Origin of the sequence: Sorangium sp. So ce375 (genome assembly GCF_051473855.1) — a bacterium.
Taxonomy (GTDB): Bacteria; Myxococcota_A; Polyangia; order Polyangiales; family Polyangiaceae; genus Sorangium.
In genome coordinates this window covers 6,789,703-6,809,315 of the sequence record NZ_CP150335.1, presented here as the reverse complement: position 1 = coordinate 6,809,315, position 19,613 = coordinate 6,789,703, and the positions used below count along the sequence as shown (strand labels likewise).

The window sequence follows — 19,613 nt, the reverse complement described above, 5'->3', positions numbered from 1 at the left end:
CCACGCGCACGCCCGATTCGGCGCGGTCGCCGCGCGCTGCGTGCGCGGTCCTCCGGCGCCGCGGCGCTGGCCCGCTCAGCCCGCTCGGCAGGGCGTCATCCGGCCTTCTTGCCGGCGGCGAGCGCCTCGGCGAAGCGCGTGTCGTACTGCCCGCCCCGGAAGTCGGCGTCCCCCAGGATCTGGCGGAGGAACGCGAGGTTTGTCGCGGCGGGCCCGGCCGGGCCGGCGAGCTCGATCGTCGTCTCGGCGAGCGCCCGGTCGAGGCGAGCGATCGCCTCGTCGCGCGTCGGTCCGTGGGCGACGATCTTGGCGAGCAGCGGGTCGTAGAACGGCGTCACCTCGAGCCCCTCGGCGACGCCGGTCTCGATCCGCAGGTCGTCGCCCGCGGCCGGCCAGCGGAGCGCGGTGATGCGGCCAGGCTGGGGGGCGAACTTCTTCGCCGGATCCTCCGCATAGAGGCGCGCCTCGATGGAGTGGCCGCGGTAGGCGTGGTTCAGGACCTCCGGCGCGAGCGGCTCGCCCGAAGCGATGCGGATCTGGTGCTCGACAAGGTCGAGCCCGGTGCACATCTCGGTGACGCAGTGCTCGACCTGGAGCCGCGCGTTGACCTCGAGGAAGAAGAGCTCGCCGCTCTCCGCCGCGACGAACTCGACGGTGCCGGCGCCGGCGTACCCGACGGCCGTGACGACCCGGAGCGCGCTCTCGTGGAGCTCCTTCCGGCGGGCCTCGCCCGCCGCTCCCTGGAAGAACGCGGCGGGCGACGGGGTCTCCTCGACGATCTTCTGGTGCCGGCGCTGCGCGCTGCACTCGCGCTCGCCCAGCGCGACGGCGCCGCCCTGGCCATCGCAGAGCACCTGGACCTCGATGTGGCGCGGCCGCTCGATGTAGCGCTCCATGTAGACGCGCGGGTCGCCGAACGCGGAGCGGCCGCGATCGGAGCACGCGGTGAGCGCGCGCGCCAGCTTGCCCGGATCCGTGACGATCTGCATGCCGATGCCGCCGCCGCCGCCCGCGGCCTTGACGAGCAGCGGGAAGCCGATGCTCTCGGCGGCGCGCTGGGCGGCCTCGACGTCGGCGGGGTCGATCGGACCGCCCGTGCCCGGCGGCGGGAACACGCCGGCAGCGCGCGCGTGATCCCGCGCGAGGATCTTGTCGCCGAAGGCGTGGAGCACCGCGGGCGGCGGGCCGATGAACGTGATGCCGGCCTCGATGACGGCCTCGGCGAAGGCCTGGTTCTCGCTGAGCAGCCCGTAGCCCGGATGGACGCCGTCGGCGCCCGTCGCGCGGGCCGCCTCGACGATCGCATGGATGACCAGGTAGCTGTCCCGGACCGGCGGCGGCCCGATGCGCACCGCCTCGTCGGCCATGGCGACGTGCGGTGCGTTTGCGTCCGCGTCGGAATACACGGCGACCGTCGCGATCCCGAGCCGTTTGCAGGTCCGGAGGACGCGGCAGGCGATCTCTCCACGGTTGGCGACGAGGATCTTCTTCAACACGGTCGACAGCTACGCCCCCGCGCGGCGGCGCGTCAAGCCGCCCGCAGCAGGCGGCGCCATCGGCCCGGGCCGCTCGGCTGCGAGCGGGCGATCAACCGAGCGGGCGATCAACAAAGCGCGCGCTCGGCTGCGAGCGCGCGATCCACAAAGCGAGCGCTCAGCCGAGCGCGCGACGCACCTTCGGCTTGGCCCCGAGCAGCACGAGCTGTCCGCAGGCCGCCGAGACGTCATCGCCGCGCCGGCGGCGCACGAAGCACGAGTACCCCGCCTGGGTGAGCACCTCCTGGAACGCCGCCACGCGCTCCTGGGCTGGGGGACCCAGCGAGGACGCCTCGATCGGGTTCATCGGGATGAGGTTGATCTTCACCGGGATCCCGCGCAGGAGCTTCGCCAGCCGCCGCGCCTCGGCGGGATCGTCGTTTTGCCCGGCGACGAGCGTGTACTCGATGGTGATGCGCCGGCGCCGCGGCAGCGGGTAGGCGCGCAGCGCCGCGAGCAGCTCGTCGAGCGGGTGCTTGCGGTTGATGGGCATCAGCGCCGAGCGGGTCTCGTCGTCCGCGGCGTGCAGCGAGATCGCCAGCGCGATCTGCCCGCCAAAGTCCGCGCCGAGCCGCGCGATCTCGGGGACGAGGCCCGACGTGGACACCGTGACCCGCCGTGTAGAGAGGTTGATCCCCTCGGGGTGCGTGAGCAGGCGCAGCGAGCGAGCGGTCGCCTCGTAGTTATGGAGCGGCTCGCCCATCCCCATGTAAACGACGTTGCGGAGCTCCTCCCCCTCGTCGAGCATCGCCCGCCCGAGGAGCACCTGGCCCGCGATCTCCTCGGCCCCGAGGTGGCGCTTGAGCCCCGCCACGCCGCTCGCGCAGAAGCTGCACCCCATGGCGCAGCCGACCTGCGTCGAGATGCACTGGGTGACGCGGACGCGCGGCGCGGCCCCCGCCTCGGGGGCCGCGGCGTCGTCGTCGTCCTCGTCGTCGGCAGCGGCCGTGTCGGCGTCGAGCTGCGCTTGCGAGCCCGGGCCCGATACCGAGGGGAGCAGGACCGTCTCGATGGTCGCGCCGTCGCGGAGGCGCAGCAGCAGCTTGCGCGTGCCGTCCTCGGAGCGATGAACCCGCTCGGGCGTCAGGACCTCGCCCAGCCCCTCCGCGGCGAGGTGCTCGCGCAGCCGCGCCGGGAGGTTCGTCATCGCCGCCGGATCCAGGACGCCGCGGCGATGGATCCAGTGGAATACCTGCTTTGCCGTGAACGACCGCTCTCCGCGGACAGCCAGCGAGGCCGACCACTCTTCGGGCAGCCGGGCGACGGGGTGAAGCGGCGTGGAGCGCACCTGCCTGGCGTACTGCGCGCCGCCCCGAGCGGCAAGGGAGCAGGCGAGCGACCAGGCCGCCTGTACGCGGCCCGGCTGCCCGCAAGGGGCCAGGCCGCCCGCAAGGGGCCAGGCCACACGCGAGCGGCCCGGCCGGCGGTCAGCCGCTCTGGCTCTCGACGTGCGTCGCCGTGACCTGCCCGTCGCGCTCGCGGCGCGCTCGCGCGCGGCTGGCGGCGTCGAGCACCTCGCGGGTGTAGCGCTCGAGCGCCTCGGCCCTGTGCATCGCCGTGTGCTCGGCGAAGACGCGCTGCCTCGCCCGCTGGCCCACCGTGAGGCGCTTGTCCTCCTTCATCTCCCTGAGCTTCCGGAGCACGTCCTCCGGCGACCGCACGAGGAGGATCTCCTCGCCGGGCTGGAAGAACGTCTCGATACCCGGCCAGGTGTCGCTCAGGACAGGAGTCCCGCACGCGGCCGCCTCGAACAGGCGCGCGCTCGGCGACCACCCGGACTCCACCATCGCCCGGCGGGTCAGGTTCAGCGTGAAGCGCTGTGAGTTGTAGAAGATGCGGTGCTCGTCCGGCGGGAGGTGCTCCGTCCGGGAGACGTTCTCGGGCCACACGAGCGACGACGGGTACTGCGCGCCCGCCACCCCGAAGCGCCCGCGGCGCATGCGCCGCGCCGGCTCGAGCAGGAGCCGCTCGACGGCCGCCTGCCGATCGTCGCTGTAGGTCCCGAGGTAGCCGAGATCCCAGCGCATCGGCGCCGGCTGGGGGTGGTACACGTCGGTGTCCGCCGAGCAGTAGAGCGCCCGCGCGCGCACAGCGCCGTGTCCGCGCTCCAGCCGCTCCAGCGTCGGGCCCCCCGTCGCCGACAGATACAGATCGTACCGCGGGATCAACGTCGGCGTGAGATACGCGTGATCCCCGTGCGCCAGCCGGCCCAGCGTGACGGGCGTGTCCAGATCGTAGAACGCGGCCTTGCCGCGGGCCTCCTCCGTGATCCACGCCCCGATCGTGGCCCCTTCCGGGACGAAGGAGCCGACGACCACGAGATCGGCTTCGCGCACGGCGCGTGAGAATCTGTCGCGGAGCTCGGTAATGCTCGAGTACTGCTCGGTCGTGCCGTAAGGCGGGTTGGGCAGGTCGCGGTGCTGATCGTAGATGGGGAGGTTCCGCTCCAGAAAGAGCACCCGGTGGCCGCGCGACGCGAGCGCCCGGAGGAGCGCTCTGTACGTCGTGGCGTGGCCGTTGCCCCACGAAGACGTGATGGAGAGCCCCAGGAAGACATAGCGGTAGGTAGGTGTCGTCATAGCGTGGTGGCGGCAAGGGTTGAGAGATCCCAGAGGGCGTGCCGACCCGGAATGAGCGGGTCCCGAGGTACACCGCGACGGCTCCGGAGAGGCGAACGACGCCTCGCGGACACACGCGCAAGAGGACCGGCACGCCGATCCGGTTGCCCTGGCGCCGCGCGAGAGGGCGCGGCGACGAGCGCATCCGGGATTAACATGCGTGCTCACACCCTGCAATGCTGTGAGATGCAGTTTCTCGATCGAAGGCGCTTATTCCTCGTCAGACGCCAGGCGGTAAGGCCCGCCCTTTTCTCGTGACGACGAAGCGTGCGGAATCGTCGCTTACTCCGGGATAACACGGCTCGTTCGAGCAAAGCACCCGACGCAACCGCCGTCGCTCCACGGCGCAACGGGCCTGTGCGGCAAACGCTGGTCGGAAGCGATGATGATGAGAAAAAGAGGGACGTTGTCGTAATGGTCGATCACGCCTGCCGGTCGAACGGAGCGCCGGCGGGGGAGCCCTGCTCCGGAACGCCGGGGCAGCGCTGGCAAAGGGCCGCCCGGGCCGGCGCGCGCTGCCGGACGTGCGCGCGGGCGAGCACGCGCGCACGTCCGGCAGCGCAACGGGGCCTGCGCGCCGCGGACATCGCTCGAGACACCGCGGTGCGCGGGCCCGGCAGGGGCTTCCGCCGTCCGGCTGAGCTCGCCGGCGAACCGGCGGGCTCTACCGGAAAGGGCGCCGCTCGTCTGGCGGAGAAACCGGGCGGGGGAGCAGGAAGGCAGGAAGCGCGCGGCGCTCTCTCTGGGGGCCTTCCCGTCGCTGCGGAGGGCGCTCCGGTGGACCGGCAGGCCGGGTGTCCAGCCTTCAGCCGTGGGGGTACCGCGCGAGAGCCGTCGCGACGTTCAGGCGGCGGGGCGCAGCGCCTGCCAGCCCTGGATCACCTCGGCGACGTTCGCGAAGCGGCGGTCCGGGCTGTGCGCCAGACCCCGGTTCACGAACACCTCGAGCTCGCGGTCGACCGGCGGAGGCATCAGGTTGCCCAGGCGGCGCGGCGGCGTCCTCGTCTTGAGATCGGCGAGCATCATCATATTGCGCGCGGCGTAGGGGAGCTCACCGGTGAGCGCCTGAAAGATCACCGTCATGGCCGCATAGAGGTCGGCCCGTTGATCGACCGTCTTCCCCTTCGTGAGCTGCTCGGGCGGCGCGAACCTGAAATCCCCGAGACACCGGCTCGGTAAGGTCAGCGCCTCGTCGGAGAGACCGGGCGGGAGCTTGCATGAGCCGAGATCGAGGAGCGTCAGCCGCTCGCCGTCCGGACCTCGGTCGAGGAGCACGTTCGTGGAGCTGATGTCACGGTGGATGATGCCAATCTCGTGCAGCTCGGCGATCGCCTGCCAGAGCTGCTCTCCCAGCGGGTACAGGGCCTCGAACGGGAGCGGCCCCTGCCGGGAGAGGCGCTCGCTGAGGAGCTCCCCCTCGCGCAGCTCGAACACGAGGAGAGGGCCGTGCGCCGGGTCCTGGCCGCCGTCGATCGACGGCAGCGTGTGTGGGCCGCGCAGCCGCTCGCACGCCGCCGCCTCGCGCCGGAAGCGCGCCTCGGCCTCCTCCTGGGGCATGCGCTCTGGCGTGCTGAGCACGCTCCCCGGCTCCTGCCGCAACGGGGGTTCACCGAGCACCTTGACCGCGACGCGCCGGCCGGCGCCCGCGTCCTCGGCGCTGAACACTTCACCGAGGCCTTCGCGGCGGAGATGACGCACCACGCGGTAGCGCTGGAGCAGAACGGTTCCGGGCACGATTGACAAGAGCGGCCTCCTTCGCTTGACAAAAGGGGGTCGAGCGCGTTCCGGTCGCTTCCCCCCGCTCCCAGACAAGCTCATTTATCACGCGGAGGCGGTAGCGGAAGCGCCGCGCGCAGCGACGCCCGACGAAGGTCCTCCACGCCTCGTTTTCCCGTGCCTTCGCGTGCGTTCCCCTGCCGCGCCGCCTCACATCGTCCGCCCGCCGTGCCCGAGGTCGCCTGGACAAAGAACGGGCGCGGCACGAGAACAACGAGGCGCGGGCCGCACGGGACGACGCAGCGCCAGGCGGCCCGGGGAGTCGAGGCGAAGGCCGCGGGCGAGGCGCGTCGGCCGGGGGCCGGAAGGCGCTTCGACGCTGCAGAGTTGCCCCTGGCCGCGCTCTCTGGTGACGATGCGCCCCGGAGCGCGGCAATCGGTGGTGATTGCATGAAGGCGGCGCCGTCTCGCGGCGCCCGCTTCCGGTGACACGCCTGTAACCCCGAACCGCTGGTCATTCACGTGAACTTCGCGTAGCTCCCTCAAAGGACGGAGGATCCGCGAGGAGCGACGGCAGGGGCAATGCGAGCGGGAGACGTCATCGACGGCCGGTTCGAGATCATGGAGCTCGCGGGCGCCGGCGGCATGGGCCACGTCTTCCGCGCGCGCGATCTCAAGACCGAGGAGACCATCGCCCTCAAGGTCCTCCAGAACGCCGCCTCCCAGGACTCGAACCGCCTCGCGCGCGAGGCGCAGGCGCTCGCCACGCTGCGGGTGCCGGGGGTGGTGCGGTACATCGCGCACGGCCGCACGGAGTACGGCCACCCCTACCTCGCCATGGAGTGGCTCACCGGCGAGACCCTCTCCCAGCGCCTCTCCCGGCAGGCGTTCACCCTGGAGGAGAGCCTCAAGCTCGCCCGGCGCGTCGCGACCACCCTCGGCTCCGTCCACCGGCTCGGCGTCGTCCACCGCGACCTCAAGCCGAGCAACCTGCTCCTCGTCGACGGCACCATCGACCGCATCACGCTCATCGACTTCGGCGTCGTCCGGATGTCCGGCATCGACCAGCAGCTCACCATGCCGGGCGCCATCCTCGGCACCCCCGGCTACATGGCCCCGGAGCAGGCCCGCGGCGAGGCGCAGGTCGACGCGCGCGCCGACGTCTTCGCCCTCGGCTGCGTGCTCTACAAGTGCATCTCGGGGCGCGCCCCGTTCCGCGGCGCCCGGGGGCTCGCCGTGCTCGTCAAGGTGCTGATCGAGGAGCCGCCGTCGCTCAGGTGGCTCCGCGACGACGTGCCCGAGGCGCTCGACGAGCTGGTCCAGCGGATGCTGTCGAAATCACCCGAGGGGCGGCCCAGCGACGGTAACGCGGTCGCGATCGAGCTCTCCGCGCTCATGGATCCCGCGGCGATCTCCGTTCGCCCGCCGTCGATGTCCGTCCGCCCGCCCGAGCTCACGACCGGCGAGCGCAAGGTGATGTGCCTCGTGCTCGCGCGCGACGGCCTCGCCGGCGCCGAGCCGGCCCTCCCCGAGGCCGACGAGCAGGCGCGCGCCCAGGCGCTCTCGGCCACGGCGGCGCGCTACAAGGGCCAGCTCGAGCTCGTCGACGCGCGGCTGCCGCTCGTCGTGCTCGCCGGCGCGGGCGCGACGACCGACCTCGCGGCCCGGGCCGCCCGCTGCGCGCTCGCCGTCCAGGCGCTCCTCGGCGGCGCGCCGGTCGCGGTCGTCACGGGCAGGGCCGAGATCGCCTCGCGCATGCCCGTCGGCGACCTCATCGATCGCGTGGTCCAGCTGCTCCCCGAGAGCCGCGGAGCGGGGCGCGCGGCGATCCGCATCGACGAGGTGACGGCGGGGCTGCTCGGCGCGCGGTTCGAGATCACCTCCGACGCGCGCGGCCCCTGGCTCCACGGCGCGCGCGAGGAGCCGGAGGCGCCGCCCCACGTGCTCGGCAAGGCGACGTCGTGCGTCGGGCGCGAGCGCGAGCTCGCCCTGATCCGGGACGAGCTCGCCCGCTGCATCGAGGAGTCGACCCCGAGCGTCGTGCTCGTCACGGGGCCGGCCGGCATCGGCAAGTCGCGGCTCCGCCACGAGCTCGTCCGCGCGATCCGGGAGGACGGCGAGCCGATCGAGGTGTGGCTCGGCCAGGTGGATCCGATGAGCGCCGGCTCGGCCTTCGGCCTGCTCGCGCACGCGCTCCGGCGGGCGATCGGCCTCACGGACGCCGATCCCGTCGAGGAGCGGCGGCGCAAGGTGCGGGCGCGGGTCGAGCGGCACGCGGCGCTCGACGCCGCGCGGGTCGCGACGTTCCTCGGCGAGCTCGTCGGCGCGCCGTTCTCGGACGACGACGTGCAGCTCCGGGCGGCGCGGCGGAACCCGATGCTCATGGGCGACCAGCTCCGCCTCGCCTGGGAGGACTTCCTGCGCGCCGAGTGCGCGGAGCACCCCGTCCTGCTCGTGCTCGAGGATCTGCACTGGGGCGATCTGCCCACGGTGACGATGGTCGACGCCGCGCTCCGGAACCTGAAGGACCGGCCGTTCATGGTCATGGCGCTCGGCCGGCCCGAGGTGCACGAGCTCTTCCCGAAGCTGTGGGACGAGCGGCGCGGGCACAAGCTCCGCCTCGCGGGGATCTCGCGCCGGTCGAGCGAGCGGCTCGTGCGCCAGGTGCTCGGCGAGGGCGAGAGCCCGGCGCTCGTGGCGACCCTGGTCGAGCGCGCGGACGGCAACGCCTTCTACCTCGAGGAGCAGATCCGCGCGGCGGCGGCGGGCAAGGGCGTGGACCTGCCCGAGACGGTGCTGGCGATGGTGCAGGCCGAGCTCGACGCGCTCGACATCGGCGCGCGGCGGGCGCTGCGCGCCGGGGCGATCTTCGGCGAGACCTTCTCTCGGAGCGGGGTCGCCGCGCTGGTCGGCCGGGCGGAGGTCGAGCCGTTGCTGGCCGAGCTCGAGGTGCGGGAGCTCATCGTCCGGCGCTCCGTGGAGGGCGCGCCGGAGGCGGCCGAGTACCGTTTCCGCCACGCGCTCGTGCGCGAGGCGGCGTACGGGATGCTGACCGATCACGATCGCCGCCTCGGCCATCGGCTCGCCGGCGAGTGGCTCGAGCGGGCGGGCGCGGCCGATCCGATGGCGCTGGCCGAGCACTTCGAGCGCGGCGGCGAGCCGGCGCGGGCCGCGGCGGCGACGCTGCGCGCGGCCGAGCAGGCGCTGCTCGGGAGCGACCTTGGCGCGGCGATCGAGCGCGTCGAGCGCGGCATCGCGCGCGGCGCCTCGAAGGCGACGGCCGGGGCGCTGCGGCTCTGCCAGGCGGAGGCGCACCTCTGGCGCGGCGAGTTCGCGCTGGCGGAGCGGCGGGGGACGGAGGCCCTGGAGCGGCTCGCGCCCGGGTCGGCGCCGTGGTTCTCGGCGCTCACGCAGGTGATCCTCGCGGCCTCGAAGCGCGGCAACCACGACCAGGTCGAGGGCCTCCTGCGCCTGGCGCAGGGCACCGAGGCGCGGCGGTCCGCGCGCCCGGCGCGCAGCGTGTGCCTGTGCGCGGGCGCCGGGCGGCTCGTGTTCGGCGGGCGGTACCAGCTCGCCGACGAGCTGCTCGACGGCGTCGAGCAGGACGCCGAGGAGACCGAGCAGGAGGTCGAGGTGCTGGCGCGGCTCCACGAGGCGCGCGCGTACCGGGCGATGGCGGTCGGCGATCCCGGCGCGTGCCTCGCGGGCTTCGAGGCGGCGCTCGCGGCGTTCGAGCAGGCGGGCGATCGGCGCAACGCCTGCTGGGCAAGGAACAACCTGGGCTCCTGCTACGCGGAGCTCGGCGATTTCGAGGGCGCCGAGGCGGCGCTGCGCGCGTCGCTCGCGGACGCGGAGCGGATGGGGCTGTCGGACGCGCGGCTCGGGGCGCTGCTCAACCTCGGTCCGGTGCTCGCGCAGCGGGGCTCCGTCGAGGAGGCGCAGCGGACGGCGGAGGAGGCGATCGCGACGTCCCAGCGCCTCGGCGACGCGCGCGGGGAGGGCGCCGGGCGGACGTGCCTTGCGAGGATCGTGCTCCAGGCGGGCGATCTCGGGGGCGCCGAGCGCGAGGCGCGCGCCGCTGTCGCGATCCTGTACGGAGCGCCGCCGCTCCGGGCCTTCGCGTACGCGGTGCTCGGGCGGGCGCTGCTCGACGCAGGGCAGGCGGTGGACGCGCTCGCGGCGACGACCGAGGCGTTCTGCCTGCTGGAATCGATGGGGGCCGAGGTGGGCGAGTCGCTGGTGCGCCTCGTCCACGCCGAGGCGCTCTCGGCGTGCGGCCACCGTCGCGAGGCGACGATGGCGATCGCCTCGGCGCGGGAGCGCCTGCTCGATCGTGCGAGGAAGATCGGCGATCCGGTGTGGCGCGGGCGGTTCCTCGGCAACGTGCCGGACAACGTGGCCACGCTCGAGCTGGAGCGGCGCTGGCTGGAGGCCTAGGGGCCTAGGCCGCGCTCAGAGGAACTCGCAGAAGTAGCCGGTGGGCTGGGTGGCTCTGACGTCGAAGCCGCTCTTGCCTGCCACCTCGAACGACGTCCCTGCCGGATAGGCGCGCCACTCCGTGGAGCCGTCGATGCGGATCGCCAGCTCGCCGGCGACGACGGTCATCCGCTCCGGCGCCTCGGTCGAGAAGTGGAACTCGCCGGCGTCGATGACACCCATCGTCTGCCGGCGCCCGTGGCGCTCGAACCCGACGCTCTGGACGTTGCCGTTGAAGTAGCTGTTGTGCTTGAGCATGGCGCCCTCCTACCGCGTCCCGCCGCGAGAGACCAGCCCGGACACGCCCGCTCGCCGCGGGCGCGACAGGCCAGCTCGGCGTCTCGGTGTCTCCCGCCTTGCTTCCTTGCTCTCTTGCCGATCAGGGCAGCTCGCTCGCGTCGCCGCCCTCGCCTCTGTCCGGCTCTCCCGGCGCGGCTCCGCTCGGCTCGGTGGCGGGCACCTCCGCGCCGTCCGGCGGCGCCTGCCCGGGCTTCCCGCTCGCGTAGCGCTTGCCTGCGCGGTCCGAGGCCCGGAGCACGGGCCCGCGGACGATCTCGACGTCGCGCGCCGGCGCGCGGGACATCTCGAGGTTGGAGAGCACGAGCGACACGATCTTGAACCACTGGCTGCGCGCGGCCTGGATCGTGGTCTTGCTGGCGGGCGTGGTGGTCTCGGTCGCCTCGAGCTCCGTGCGGGCGCGCTCGAGCGCCTGGAGCTCCCGGCCCTTGGCGAGCCAGCGCTTCGTGACGTCGAGCAGCGACACCTTGCCCCGGGCGGGGACGGACCTGAGGAAGTCGGCGATCGCGGGCTCGTCCTCGAGGAGGCGGGCGATGCGCGTGGTGTTGCCCGCCTCGGCGAGCGGCGAGGCGTTGAGGATGGAAAGGCCGCCCGGGAAGAGCTTCTTCTGGACGACATCGCACTGCGCGGCGCCCGCGGCGTCGGCCGCATCCTCGGCGAGGCAGAGCTCGCGGCGCGCGTCGATCCCGTAGGATACGGCCCTGGCGAGGTGGTCGTGGCGCCGGTCGACCTCGCTGATCTCGTCGGTGAGCGCGCGCATCTTCGACGACGCGCCGCCGCTGCTCGGCTGGACCGCGACGACGCCCTCGTGGGCCTCCACGACCCGCGGGTGGAGCGGCGCGATCTCGGGGATCGACAGGAAGACCTTGCGATGCTTCGCGTCCTCGACCCACGGGGAGAGGAGCGCGACCATCTCGTCGAGATTCAGATGCTTCAGCATTGAGGAACACCTCCTGATGGGGTGATGCAAGCGATGCCTGGAGAGGCATCTCGGATGAGCAGCTAAGGGAAGTCCTGTTGTGACGTCCGTCAAGCGCGGCGCTGCGCGGGTTTCGTGCGGTGTTGGCGCATGTGTTGAACTATTGCAGGCATCTTGGAGCGTCCATGAGCGGCGGCGCGGGCATCGAGGAACTCGGCGTGGGCGCGGCGAGGTCGCGACGTGCTGGAACGGCCTCGGGAGGGGGGGCGGGTCGATCTGAAATCGAGAGAGGCGGTCCGGACGCTGGCGCGGAGAGGTCGCGACGTGGCGGGGTGGCCTCGGGAGGGGGGGTGGGTCGATCCGAGATCGAAACGGCGACTCCGGAAGGCTGCGCGGAGAGGTCGCGACGTGGCGGGGTGGCCTCGGGAGGGGGGTGGGTCGATCCGAGATCGAAACGGCGACTCCGGAAGGCTGCGCGGAGCGGTCGCGACGTGGCGGGGTCGCCTCGGGAGGGGGGGGTGGGTCGATCCGAGATCGAGACGGACGGCCTCTGGAGGGGGGCCGGGTCGATCCGCGCTCGCCAGGAAGACCCCCCGATCGCCCTGGCCGCCCGCCACCAGCACCTTGCCGCTGGCAAGCAGCGTCGCCGTGTGAACCGACCGGGACTGACCCATCGGCGAGCGCACCGCCTTTCAATCCAGCGCAGGACGGTCGGTGTGAGATTCCATGCTTCCCGGGCCGCGGTGCGTGAGAGACGCTACGCGAGGGGCAAGCCGGAGCAGCCCACGGCTGCGGCGCCTCCTTGCCAAGAGGAAGTTCGCGGACCAGTGAGTGAAGGATGGCGGTCGCGGTTGAAACGCCCCTGAAGGTCGCGGTGACCGAGCATTTCTGGATCACCCTGAAGGATGGCTGCCGTCTCGCGGCGCGTCTCTGGGCGCCGGAAGGGGCGGACAGGAAGCCGGTGCCCGCGATCCTCGAATACATCCCCTATCGCAAGCGGGACGGAACCCGCGCCCGCGACGAGCCGATGCACGGCTATTTCGCCGGCCACGGCTATGCCGTGTTGCGGGTCGACCTGCGTGGATCCGGCGAGAGCGACGGGCTGATGTGGGATGAGTACCTGAAGCAGGAACAGGACGATGCCCTCGAAGTGATCGCCTGGATGGCGGCGCAGCCCTGGTGCGACGGCAATGTCGGCATGATGGGCAAGTCCTGGGGCGGGTTCAATTGCCTGCAGGTCGCGGCGCTCAGACCTCCGGCCTTGAAGGCGGTGCTCTCGGTCTGCTCGACCGACGACCGTTATGTCGACGACATCCATTACATGGGCGGTTGCCTGCTCAACGACAATCTGTGGTGGGGCACTGTCATGCTGGTCTATCAGGCCCGCCCCGCCGACCCGGAGCTCTTCGGCGACAACTGGCGAGACAACTGGCGCGAACGGCTGGAACAGATGCCGTTCTGGCCGGCGCTCGCGATGGCCCATCAGCGGCGCGACGACTACTGGCGACACGGGTCGATCTGCGAGGATTGGAGCGCGATCCAGGTGCCGGTCTATCTGGTCGGCGGCTGGGTCGATGCCTATACCAACACGGTGCCGCGGATGCTGGAGCACCTCGATGTGCCGCGGAAGGGTGTCATAGGGCCCTGGGCGCACCTCTATCCGCAGGACGGAACGCCGGGCCCGGCGATCGGCTTCTTGCAGGATGCGATCGCCTGGTGGGATCGCTGGCTGAAACGCATCGAGAACGGCGTCGACAAGGAGCCGATGCTGCGCGCCTGGATGCAGGAGTACACGGCGCCGGAGACGACTCGCCGTCATCATCCGGGCCGCTGGATAACCGAGCAAAGCTGGCCGTCACCGGACATCCAACCCTCTTATTTCCATCTCAACAAGGAGGGCCTCGCGCCGGTGAGCGGCGCCGAGGACGTCGTGGCGCTTCGCTCGCCGCAGCACGTCGGCCTTCAGGGCGGAGAGTGGATGGGCGCCGGCTGCGTCGGGGAGCTGCCGGGTGACCAGCGGATCGACGATTCCGGCTCGCTCACCTTCGACACCGCGCCGCTCAAGGGAGCGATGCAGGTCCTCGGCGCCCCGGAGCTGGAGCTGGAATTCACCAGCGACAAGCCGGTGGCGCAGCTCTGCGCCAGGCTGTGCGACGTGGCGCCCGATGGCACGGCGCTGCGGGTCAGCTTCCAGGTGATCAACCTCACCCACCGCGACAGCCACGCGGAGCCGACCTCGCTCGAGCCCGGCAGGCGCTACACGCTGAAGCTGGTATTGAACGCCTGCGCGCACCGCTTTGCGGCCGGCCATCGCCTGCGGATATCGCTGTCCAGCGCCTATTGGCCGCTGATCTGGCCGGCGCCGGAGCAGGCGACCCTCGGCGTCGTCACCGGCGCCAGCCGCCTCATGCTGCCGCGTCGCCGCCCGCAAGCGAGCGACGGCAGCGAGCCCTTCCCGAAGCCGGAAGCGGCACGAGCGACGCCGATCACCCAGGTGAGCGAGGGCAGGGTGACGCGCTCGGTGACCTTCGACATCACCTCGGGGGCGGTCACGACCGTGACGGAAACGGAGGGCGTCTGCGGCGAAGGGCGTCAGCGCTTCGATGAGATCGGTACCGAGGTGCTTCATCGAATCCGCCGCGAGCTCCGGATCGCGCCGGACGATCCGCTCTGCGCGACCTTCACCTGCCGGCAGACGTACGTGCAGTCGCGCCCGGGCTGGGACATCCGCATCGAGGTGGCGACCAGGCTGCACGCCGACCGCGACCATTTCTATGTCAGCGGCGAGCTCGACGCGTTCGAGGGCGACACCCGCTTCGCCAGCCGTGAATGGCGGGAGAAGATCCTGCGGGATCTCCTCTGAGACAGCCGCATCCGGACCACCTGCTTCAGGTGGAAGCGCGGCCGATGCCCGGGCTCGTGTCGCCGAGCGGAGCGTCCGCCGGCCCGGCGCTCCAGCCCGCCGGCCCTCGCTCAGCCCTCGGCGCCGACCGGCAGCCGCAGCACGACCTCGAGCCCGCCGCCGTCCGCGTTCCTCGCCTCGACCTCGCCGCCGTGGATCAGCACCGCACGCTGCGTGATGGCCAGCCCGATCCCCGTGCCGCCCGCGCCGCGTGCCCTGTGGTCGTCGACCCGGTAGAACGGCTTCCAGAGGTCCGCGAGCGCGCCCTCCGGGACGCCCGGGCCGCGATCGCGGACGCGCACCTCGGCCGTCCCGCCGGAGCGCTCGAGATCGATGCGGACCGCGGTGCCCGCCTCGGTGAAGCGCACCGCGTTGCGCACGACGTTCTCGATGGCGCGCCGGAGCAGCTCCTCGTTCCCGTCCAGCGAGCACGCGTCGCGCGCCCCGAGCTCGACCGAGCAACCGCGCTGCTCGGCCTCGAACGCGGCGTCCTCGACGAGCTGCTCCAGGAGCGCCGTGAGATCGAACCGCTCGGTGCGCTCCATGCCCCGGCCCGATTCCAGGCGGCTCAGCGTGAGCAGCTCGCCGATCATCCCGTTGAGCCGCTCCGTCTCCCGCTCGATCCGATCGAACGCCGGCTCCACGTCCGGCGGTGAGCGCCGGCGGACGAGCTCGAGCGCGATGTTGAGCCGCGCGAGCGGCGACCGGAGCTCGTGCGAGACGTCGCGCAGGAGCCGGCGCTGCGTCTCCAGGAGCTCGTCGATGCGCTCGGCCATCCGGTCCATGTCGCGCCCGAGCGCCAGCGTCTCGCCGTCCGCGCCCGCGAGCTTCTGCGAGACGCGCACCGAGAGATCGCCCGCCGCCATCCGCTGCGTGGCGCCGCGCAGGATGCGGACCGGACGGGACAGGTAGCGCGCGAGCAGCACCGCGACGAGCCCGGTGACGGCGACGATCGCGAGGAGCCGCTGCGGCAGCGTCTCCGGCACGATGAAGAACATCCACGGCGATCGGACAGGACCGGTCGCGACCGCGGCGAGCTCCGGGTCGCGGTGCAGGACGACCGCGGAGACCTCTCGCTCCTCGCCGACCTCGATGGCGATGCCGTCGCCCGAGCGCCTCGCCTTTTCCTCGACGAGCGGCGCGCCCTCGATGGGCTCGCCGATCACGAGCGCGCCGGCCCGGTAGACCGCGACGCGCGAATCCCTCGGATCGAGCGGCGCGAGGCGCTGCTCGCAGCCGGGGAGCCCCTCCCGCTGGCAGGCGAGCGCGCTCTCCGCCCGGAGCTCGATGCTGCGGGTGCTCAGGCGGCGGCGCAGCCCGCTCGGCTCGGCGGAGAACGCCCAGCCGTGGATCACCGCGAGCAGGCCGACGAGCAGCGCCATAGCGAGCCACAGCGACACGAGGAGGCGCAAAAAGAGGCTCTTCACGGCCGCCCTCCGAGGAGGAGGCGCTCGACGACCGGCCGCCGAGGCGACGCCGCTCGACGGCCGGCCTCCGGGGCGATGTCGCTCGGCGATCGCCCGGGGGAGAGGCGCTTCACGCGCGCTCCCGCGCGAGGATGTAGCCCGCGTTGCGGACCGTCTTGATCCGCTCGCCGCCGCCCGGCCCAGGCCCGAGCTTGCGGCGGAGGTTGGAGACGTGCATGTCGATGCCGCGGTCGTACGCCGCGAGCCGGCGGCCGAGGACGCGCCGCGCGAGGTCCTCGCGCGAGACCACCGTTCCCGCCTGCCGCGCCAGGACCTCGAGCAAGTCGTACTCGGCCGTCGTGAGCCGGACCTCCTCGCCGCGGACACGGACGCGCCGCGCGGCGGGGACGACCTCGAGATCGTCGACCGTCAGCGCGCTCTGCGCCTCCGCGGCGCCGGGGCCGGCCGCGGCGCCCGCTTGGCCGGAGTGGGAGGCGCGCCGGTGGAGCGCGCGCACGCGGGCGACGAGCTCCCGCGGGTTGAACGGCTTCGGCAGGTAGTCGTCGGCGCCCATCTCGAGGCCGACGATGCGGTCGACGTCCTCGCCCCGCGCGGTGAGCATCAGGACAGGCACCCGCGAGCTCTGCCGCAGCCTCGTGAGGACCTCGAACCCGTTGAGCCCGGGCAGCATCACGTCGAGCACCACGAGCGTGAACGGCCTCTCCTGCGCGCGCGCGAGGCCGGAGATCGCGTCGCGCGCGCTCTCCACCGCGTAACCCTCCTGACCGAGCAGCTCGGCGAGGAGCTCGCAGAGCTCGGCGTCGTCGTCGATGACCAGGATCTGGGGCGGATCCGCCATGTCGCGACTGTAGCGCGGGCGTCACGTCGACGTGTAAGGCCTGGTCAAGAGGCGTCTTGACGAATCTTTACACGACCAGGACACCTCTTGAGACACTGCCCTCTAGCTTGCGGTGCATGACGTTCACTCGCTCCGTTCCCTTGCCGTGGCTGGCGTCATTGGTGCTCGCCGCCACGTGCTCGCTGAGCGCCGCGGCGCGCGCCGAGACGCTCACCGCCGAGGAGGCGGTCCGCCGCGCAGCCTCCCAGAACCCGTCCCTCCGCGCGGCGCTTCTCGACGCCACCGCGGCGCGGCAGGCCGTCGCCGCCGAGGAGGGCGCCCGCAGGCCCACGCTCTCGGCGTCGGTGACCGGAGAGTACAACGAGCCCTACGGCAGGGTCGCCGACGCCAACGGGCTCGCCCCTGGCAACGGCGACGGCGCGCTCCAGCGCTCGAGCGGCACGTCCGTCGCGTCGAACGTGGCGCTCCGGTACACGACCGACGTCGGGACGAGCCTCGAGGTGGGCGCGTCGGCGCGCTCGCCCGCGGGGACGCCCGAGCCGAGCTACGGCGCGCAGGCCTACGTCTCCGCGCGGCAGCCGCTCCTGCGAGGGGCCGGCACCGACGCGGTCCTCGCGCCGTACGCGCAGGCGCAGGCGTCGGCGGTCGCCGCGGAGCAGGAGCGCGAGCTCGCGGCGAGCCAGACCGCGCTCGACGTGCTCGGGGCGTACTGGGAGCTCTGGTACGCGGAGCAGGCGATCCTCGTGCAGGAGCAGGCGCTCGCGGCCGCGCAGCGGCTGCTCGCCGACGCGAAGGCGCGCGCCGAGACGCTCGGCACCGGCACGAAGGTGGACGTCCTGCGCTTCTCGACCTCGGTCGCGTCGATCGCGGATGCGCTCTCGCAGGCGCGGGCGACGCGCGCGGCGCGGGCCATCGCGCTCGGGCGGGCGCTCGGCATGGCGCCGGCGAGCGCGGCGTCGCTCTCCCCGACGGGCGCGCCGCCGTCGCTCGGGGCGCTGCCGCCGGCCGACGCGCTCGTGCGCGCGGCGAGCGAGCGGTCGCTGGAGCTCGCGGCCCTGCGCGCCGACCTCGACGCGCAGCGCGCGCGGGTGAGCGCGGCGGAGGACGCGGACCAGGTCCGCCTCGACCTGTTCGCGACGGCCTCGATGGACGGGCAGTGGGTGCGCGACGGCCTGCCGGGGCTCTCGCTGCCGGGCGGTCGGCCCGCGTTCGGCGTGCTGGGCGGGATCGAGGTCGAGCTGCCGCTCGGCGGCGGCCGGGCCTCCGCCGACGCGGCCCGCGCGCGCACGCAGCTCGCGGCCGCGGAGGCGCGGTACCAGGCGCGGGCCGAGGCGCTCGCGGCCGACGTCAGCTCGCTGCGGGCGAGCCTCGAGGCGGCCGCCGAGCAGGTCGCGCTGGCCACCGAGACGGCGCGCATGGCGGGCGAGCTGGCCGAGGCCGAGCGGCAGCGGCTCTCGCTCGGGACCGCGACGTCGGCGGACGTGGTGCAGGCGGAGCAGACGCGGCGGGAGGCGGAGCTCCGCAGGCTGCGGGCCGCGGTGACGGAGCTGACGTCGCGCCTCCAGCTCGATCACGAGACGGGCGCGTTGCTCGTCCGCTTCGCGTCGGTGTTCCCCAGGAGGTCGTCATGAACAGGAACAAGAAGCGCTACCTGATGTCCGGCGTGGCCGCGTTGGCCGTGGCGAGCTTCGGGGTCGGCGGGTACGCCTGGTACAAGCAGCCCGCGAAGACCCCCGCGGGCCCCACCGTCGAGATCCGCCGCGGGAACCTGACGGAGACCGCGGCCGCGTCCGGGAAGATCGAGCCCGACGTCCAGGTCGAGGTGAAGTCGCGCGCCCCGGGCCAGGTCATCGAGGTGCTCGTGAAGGAGGGCGACACGGTCGAGGCGGGGCAGCTGCTCGTGCGCCTGGATCCGACGGACGCGGAGCGCGACCTCGCCGCGGCGCGCGTGGCGCGCGACCGCGTGAAGGCCGACCTCGCCGCGGCGAACGCGTCGGTCGCGGTCGCCGAGCTCGAGCGCAAGAACAGCCAGACGAGCCAGGAGGTCGCCGAGAAGAGCGCCGAGATGGGCCTCGGATCGACCGACGCGGCCCGGACGGCCGCGCACTCGACGAAGGTGGCGGGCGCGAACATCACGCTGCGGCGGGCGCAGCTGAGCTCGACGCAGGCGCAGCTCAAGGCGGCCGAGCTGGCGGTCCAGGACGCCGAGACGCGCCTGAAAGAGACGCAGATCTACGCGCCGATCGCCGGGACGGTGCTCGACGTGGCCGTGGAGAAGGGGACGCTCGTCTCGTCGGCGCTCACCAACGTGAGCGGCGGCAGCGCCGTGATGACGCTCGCCGATCTGTCGAACCTGCGCATCGTCGGCGCCATCGACGAGGCGCAGATCGGGCGCGTCGCGCCGGGTCAGCGGGTCGACATCCGCGTCGATGCCTACGGTGACCGGGTGTTCCAGGGCGTCGTCGACCGGGTGAGCCCGCTCGGCAAGGAGGTGTCGAGCGTCGTGACCTTCGACGTCGAGATCGTCGTCAAGGACAAGGACGCGTCGCTGCTCCGGTCGGGGATGAGCGCGGACGTGGAGATCGTGACCGCGGAGCAGAAGGACGTGCTGCTCGTGCCGCTCCTGGCCGTGCAGTCGCAGGGCAAGCGGCGGTTCGTGCGCCTCGCGAGCGGCGAGGAGCGGCCGATCCAGACCGGGGCGACGGACGGCTCGCAGATGGTGGTGACCGCGGGGCTGAGCGAGGGCGACGACGTGCTCGCGAGCGCGCCCGTCACGAGCGCGGCGGGCCCGCAGGGGCAGGGGCAGCGGCAGGGCGGCGGCCAGAACCCGATGCGGGGGATGGGCATGGGGATGGGCGCCGGCGCCGGTCGAGGGGGGCGCTGAG

12 protein-coding genes are annotated in these 19,613 nt (G+C 73.0%); 4 read left to right on the top strand and 8 right to left on the bottom strand.

Going from position 1 to position 19,613, the window contains the following annotated elements:
* Positions 1-95: 95 nt before the first annotated feature.
* The 4 genes from WME90_RS25225 to WME90_RS25210 form a co-directional block, all read right to left on the bottom strand.
* Complete coding sequence (locus WME90_RS25225) at positions 96-1,496, bottom strand: acetyl-CoA carboxylase biotin carboxylase subunit (protein WP_437274539.1); 1,401 nt, start codon at positions 1,494-1,496, stop codon at positions 96-98.
* Between the two features lie 157 nt (positions 1,497-1,653).
* Positions 1,654-2,823, bottom strand: a complete 1,170-nt coding sequence (gene rlmN, locus WME90_RS25220) for a 23S rRNA (adenine(2503)-C(2))-methyltransferase RlmN (protein WP_437274538.1) — start codon at positions 2,821-2,823, stop codon at positions 1,654-1,656.
* 139 nt (positions 2,824-2,962) lie between these two features.
* Positions 2,963-4,114, bottom strand: coding sequence for a CgeB family protein (locus WME90_RS25215; protein ID WP_437274537.1), 1,152 nt, complete (start codon positions 4,112-4,114; stop codon positions 2,963-2,965).
* Positions 4,115-4,996: 882 nt separating this feature from the next.
* A complete protein-coding gene (locus WME90_RS25210; protein WP_437283656.1) occupies positions 4,997-5,887 on the bottom strand; it encodes a serine/threonine-protein kinase in 891 nt (296 codons plus the stop codon).
* A gap of 564 nt (positions 5,888-6,451) precedes the next feature.
* Here WME90_RS25210 and WME90_RS25205 point away from each other — a divergent pair.
* Complete coding sequence (locus WME90_RS25205; RefSeq protein WP_437274536.1) at positions 6,452-10,306, top strand: serine/threonine-protein kinase; 3,855 nt, start codon at positions 6,452-6,454, stop codon at positions 10,304-10,306.
* Between the two features lie 15 nt (positions 10,307-10,321).
* Here the strand turns inward: WME90_RS25205 and WME90_RS25200 are convergent, their stop codons facing one another.
* Together WME90_RS25200 and WME90_RS25195 are read right to left on the bottom strand one after the other, a co-directional pair.
* Positions 10,322-10,603: a pyrimidine/purine nucleoside phosphorylase gene (locus WME90_RS25200; protein WP_437274535.1), complete on the bottom strand. Its 282-nt coding sequence runs from the start codon at positions 10,601-10,603 to the stop codon at positions 10,322-10,324.
* Positions 10,604-10,724: 121 nt separating this feature from the next.
* Positions 10,725-11,582 (bottom strand): hypothetical protein, encoded by an 858-nt coding sequence (locus tag WME90_RS25195; protein WP_437274534.1) that lies wholly within the window; start codon positions 11,580-11,582, stop codon positions 10,725-10,727.
* Between the two features lie 817 nt (positions 11,583-12,399).
* Between WME90_RS25195 and WME90_RS25190 the strand changes: the two genes are divergently transcribed.
* The gene (locus tag WME90_RS25190; RefSeq protein ID WP_437274533.1) at positions 12,400-14,424 is read left to right on the top strand and encodes a CocE/NonD family hydrolase; all 2,025 of its coding nucleotides are present in this window, start codon (positions 12,400-12,402) and stop codon (positions 14,422-14,424) included.
* Positions 14,425-14,534: 110 nt separating this feature from the next.
* Here WME90_RS25190 and WME90_RS25185 read toward each other — a convergent pair whose 3' ends face one another.
* Both WME90_RS25185 and WME90_RS25180 read right to left on the bottom strand, forming a co-directional pair.
* Entirely contained in the window at positions 14,535-15,890 is a 1,356-nt protein-coding gene (locus tag WME90_RS25185) for an ATP-binding protein (RefSeq protein WP_437274532.1), read from the bottom strand.
* A 109-nt stretch (positions 15,891-15,999) separates the two neighbouring features.
* Entirely contained in the window at positions 16,000-16,728 is a 729-nt protein-coding gene (locus WME90_RS25180; protein ID WP_437274531.1) for a response regulator transcription factor, read from the bottom strand.
* A gap of 116 nt (positions 16,729-16,844) precedes the next feature.
* Here WME90_RS25180 and WME90_RS25175 point away from each other — a divergent pair, with 116 nt between their 5' ends.
* Together WME90_RS25175 and WME90_RS25170 are read left to right on the top strand one after the other, a co-directional pair.
* Positions 16,845-18,359: a TolC family protein gene (locus tag WME90_RS25175; protein ID WP_437274530.1), complete on the top strand. Its 1,515-nt coding sequence runs from the start codon at positions 16,845-16,847 to the stop codon at positions 18,357-18,359.
* Positions 18,356-19,612, top strand: coding sequence for an efflux RND transporter periplasmic adaptor subunit (locus WME90_RS25170; protein WP_437274529.1), 1,257 nt, complete (start codon positions 18,356-18,358; stop codon positions 19,610-19,612). The genes WME90_RS25175 and WME90_RS25170 overlap by 4 nt, the downstream gene beginning before the upstream one ends.
* Position 19,613 lies beyond the last annotated feature (1 nt).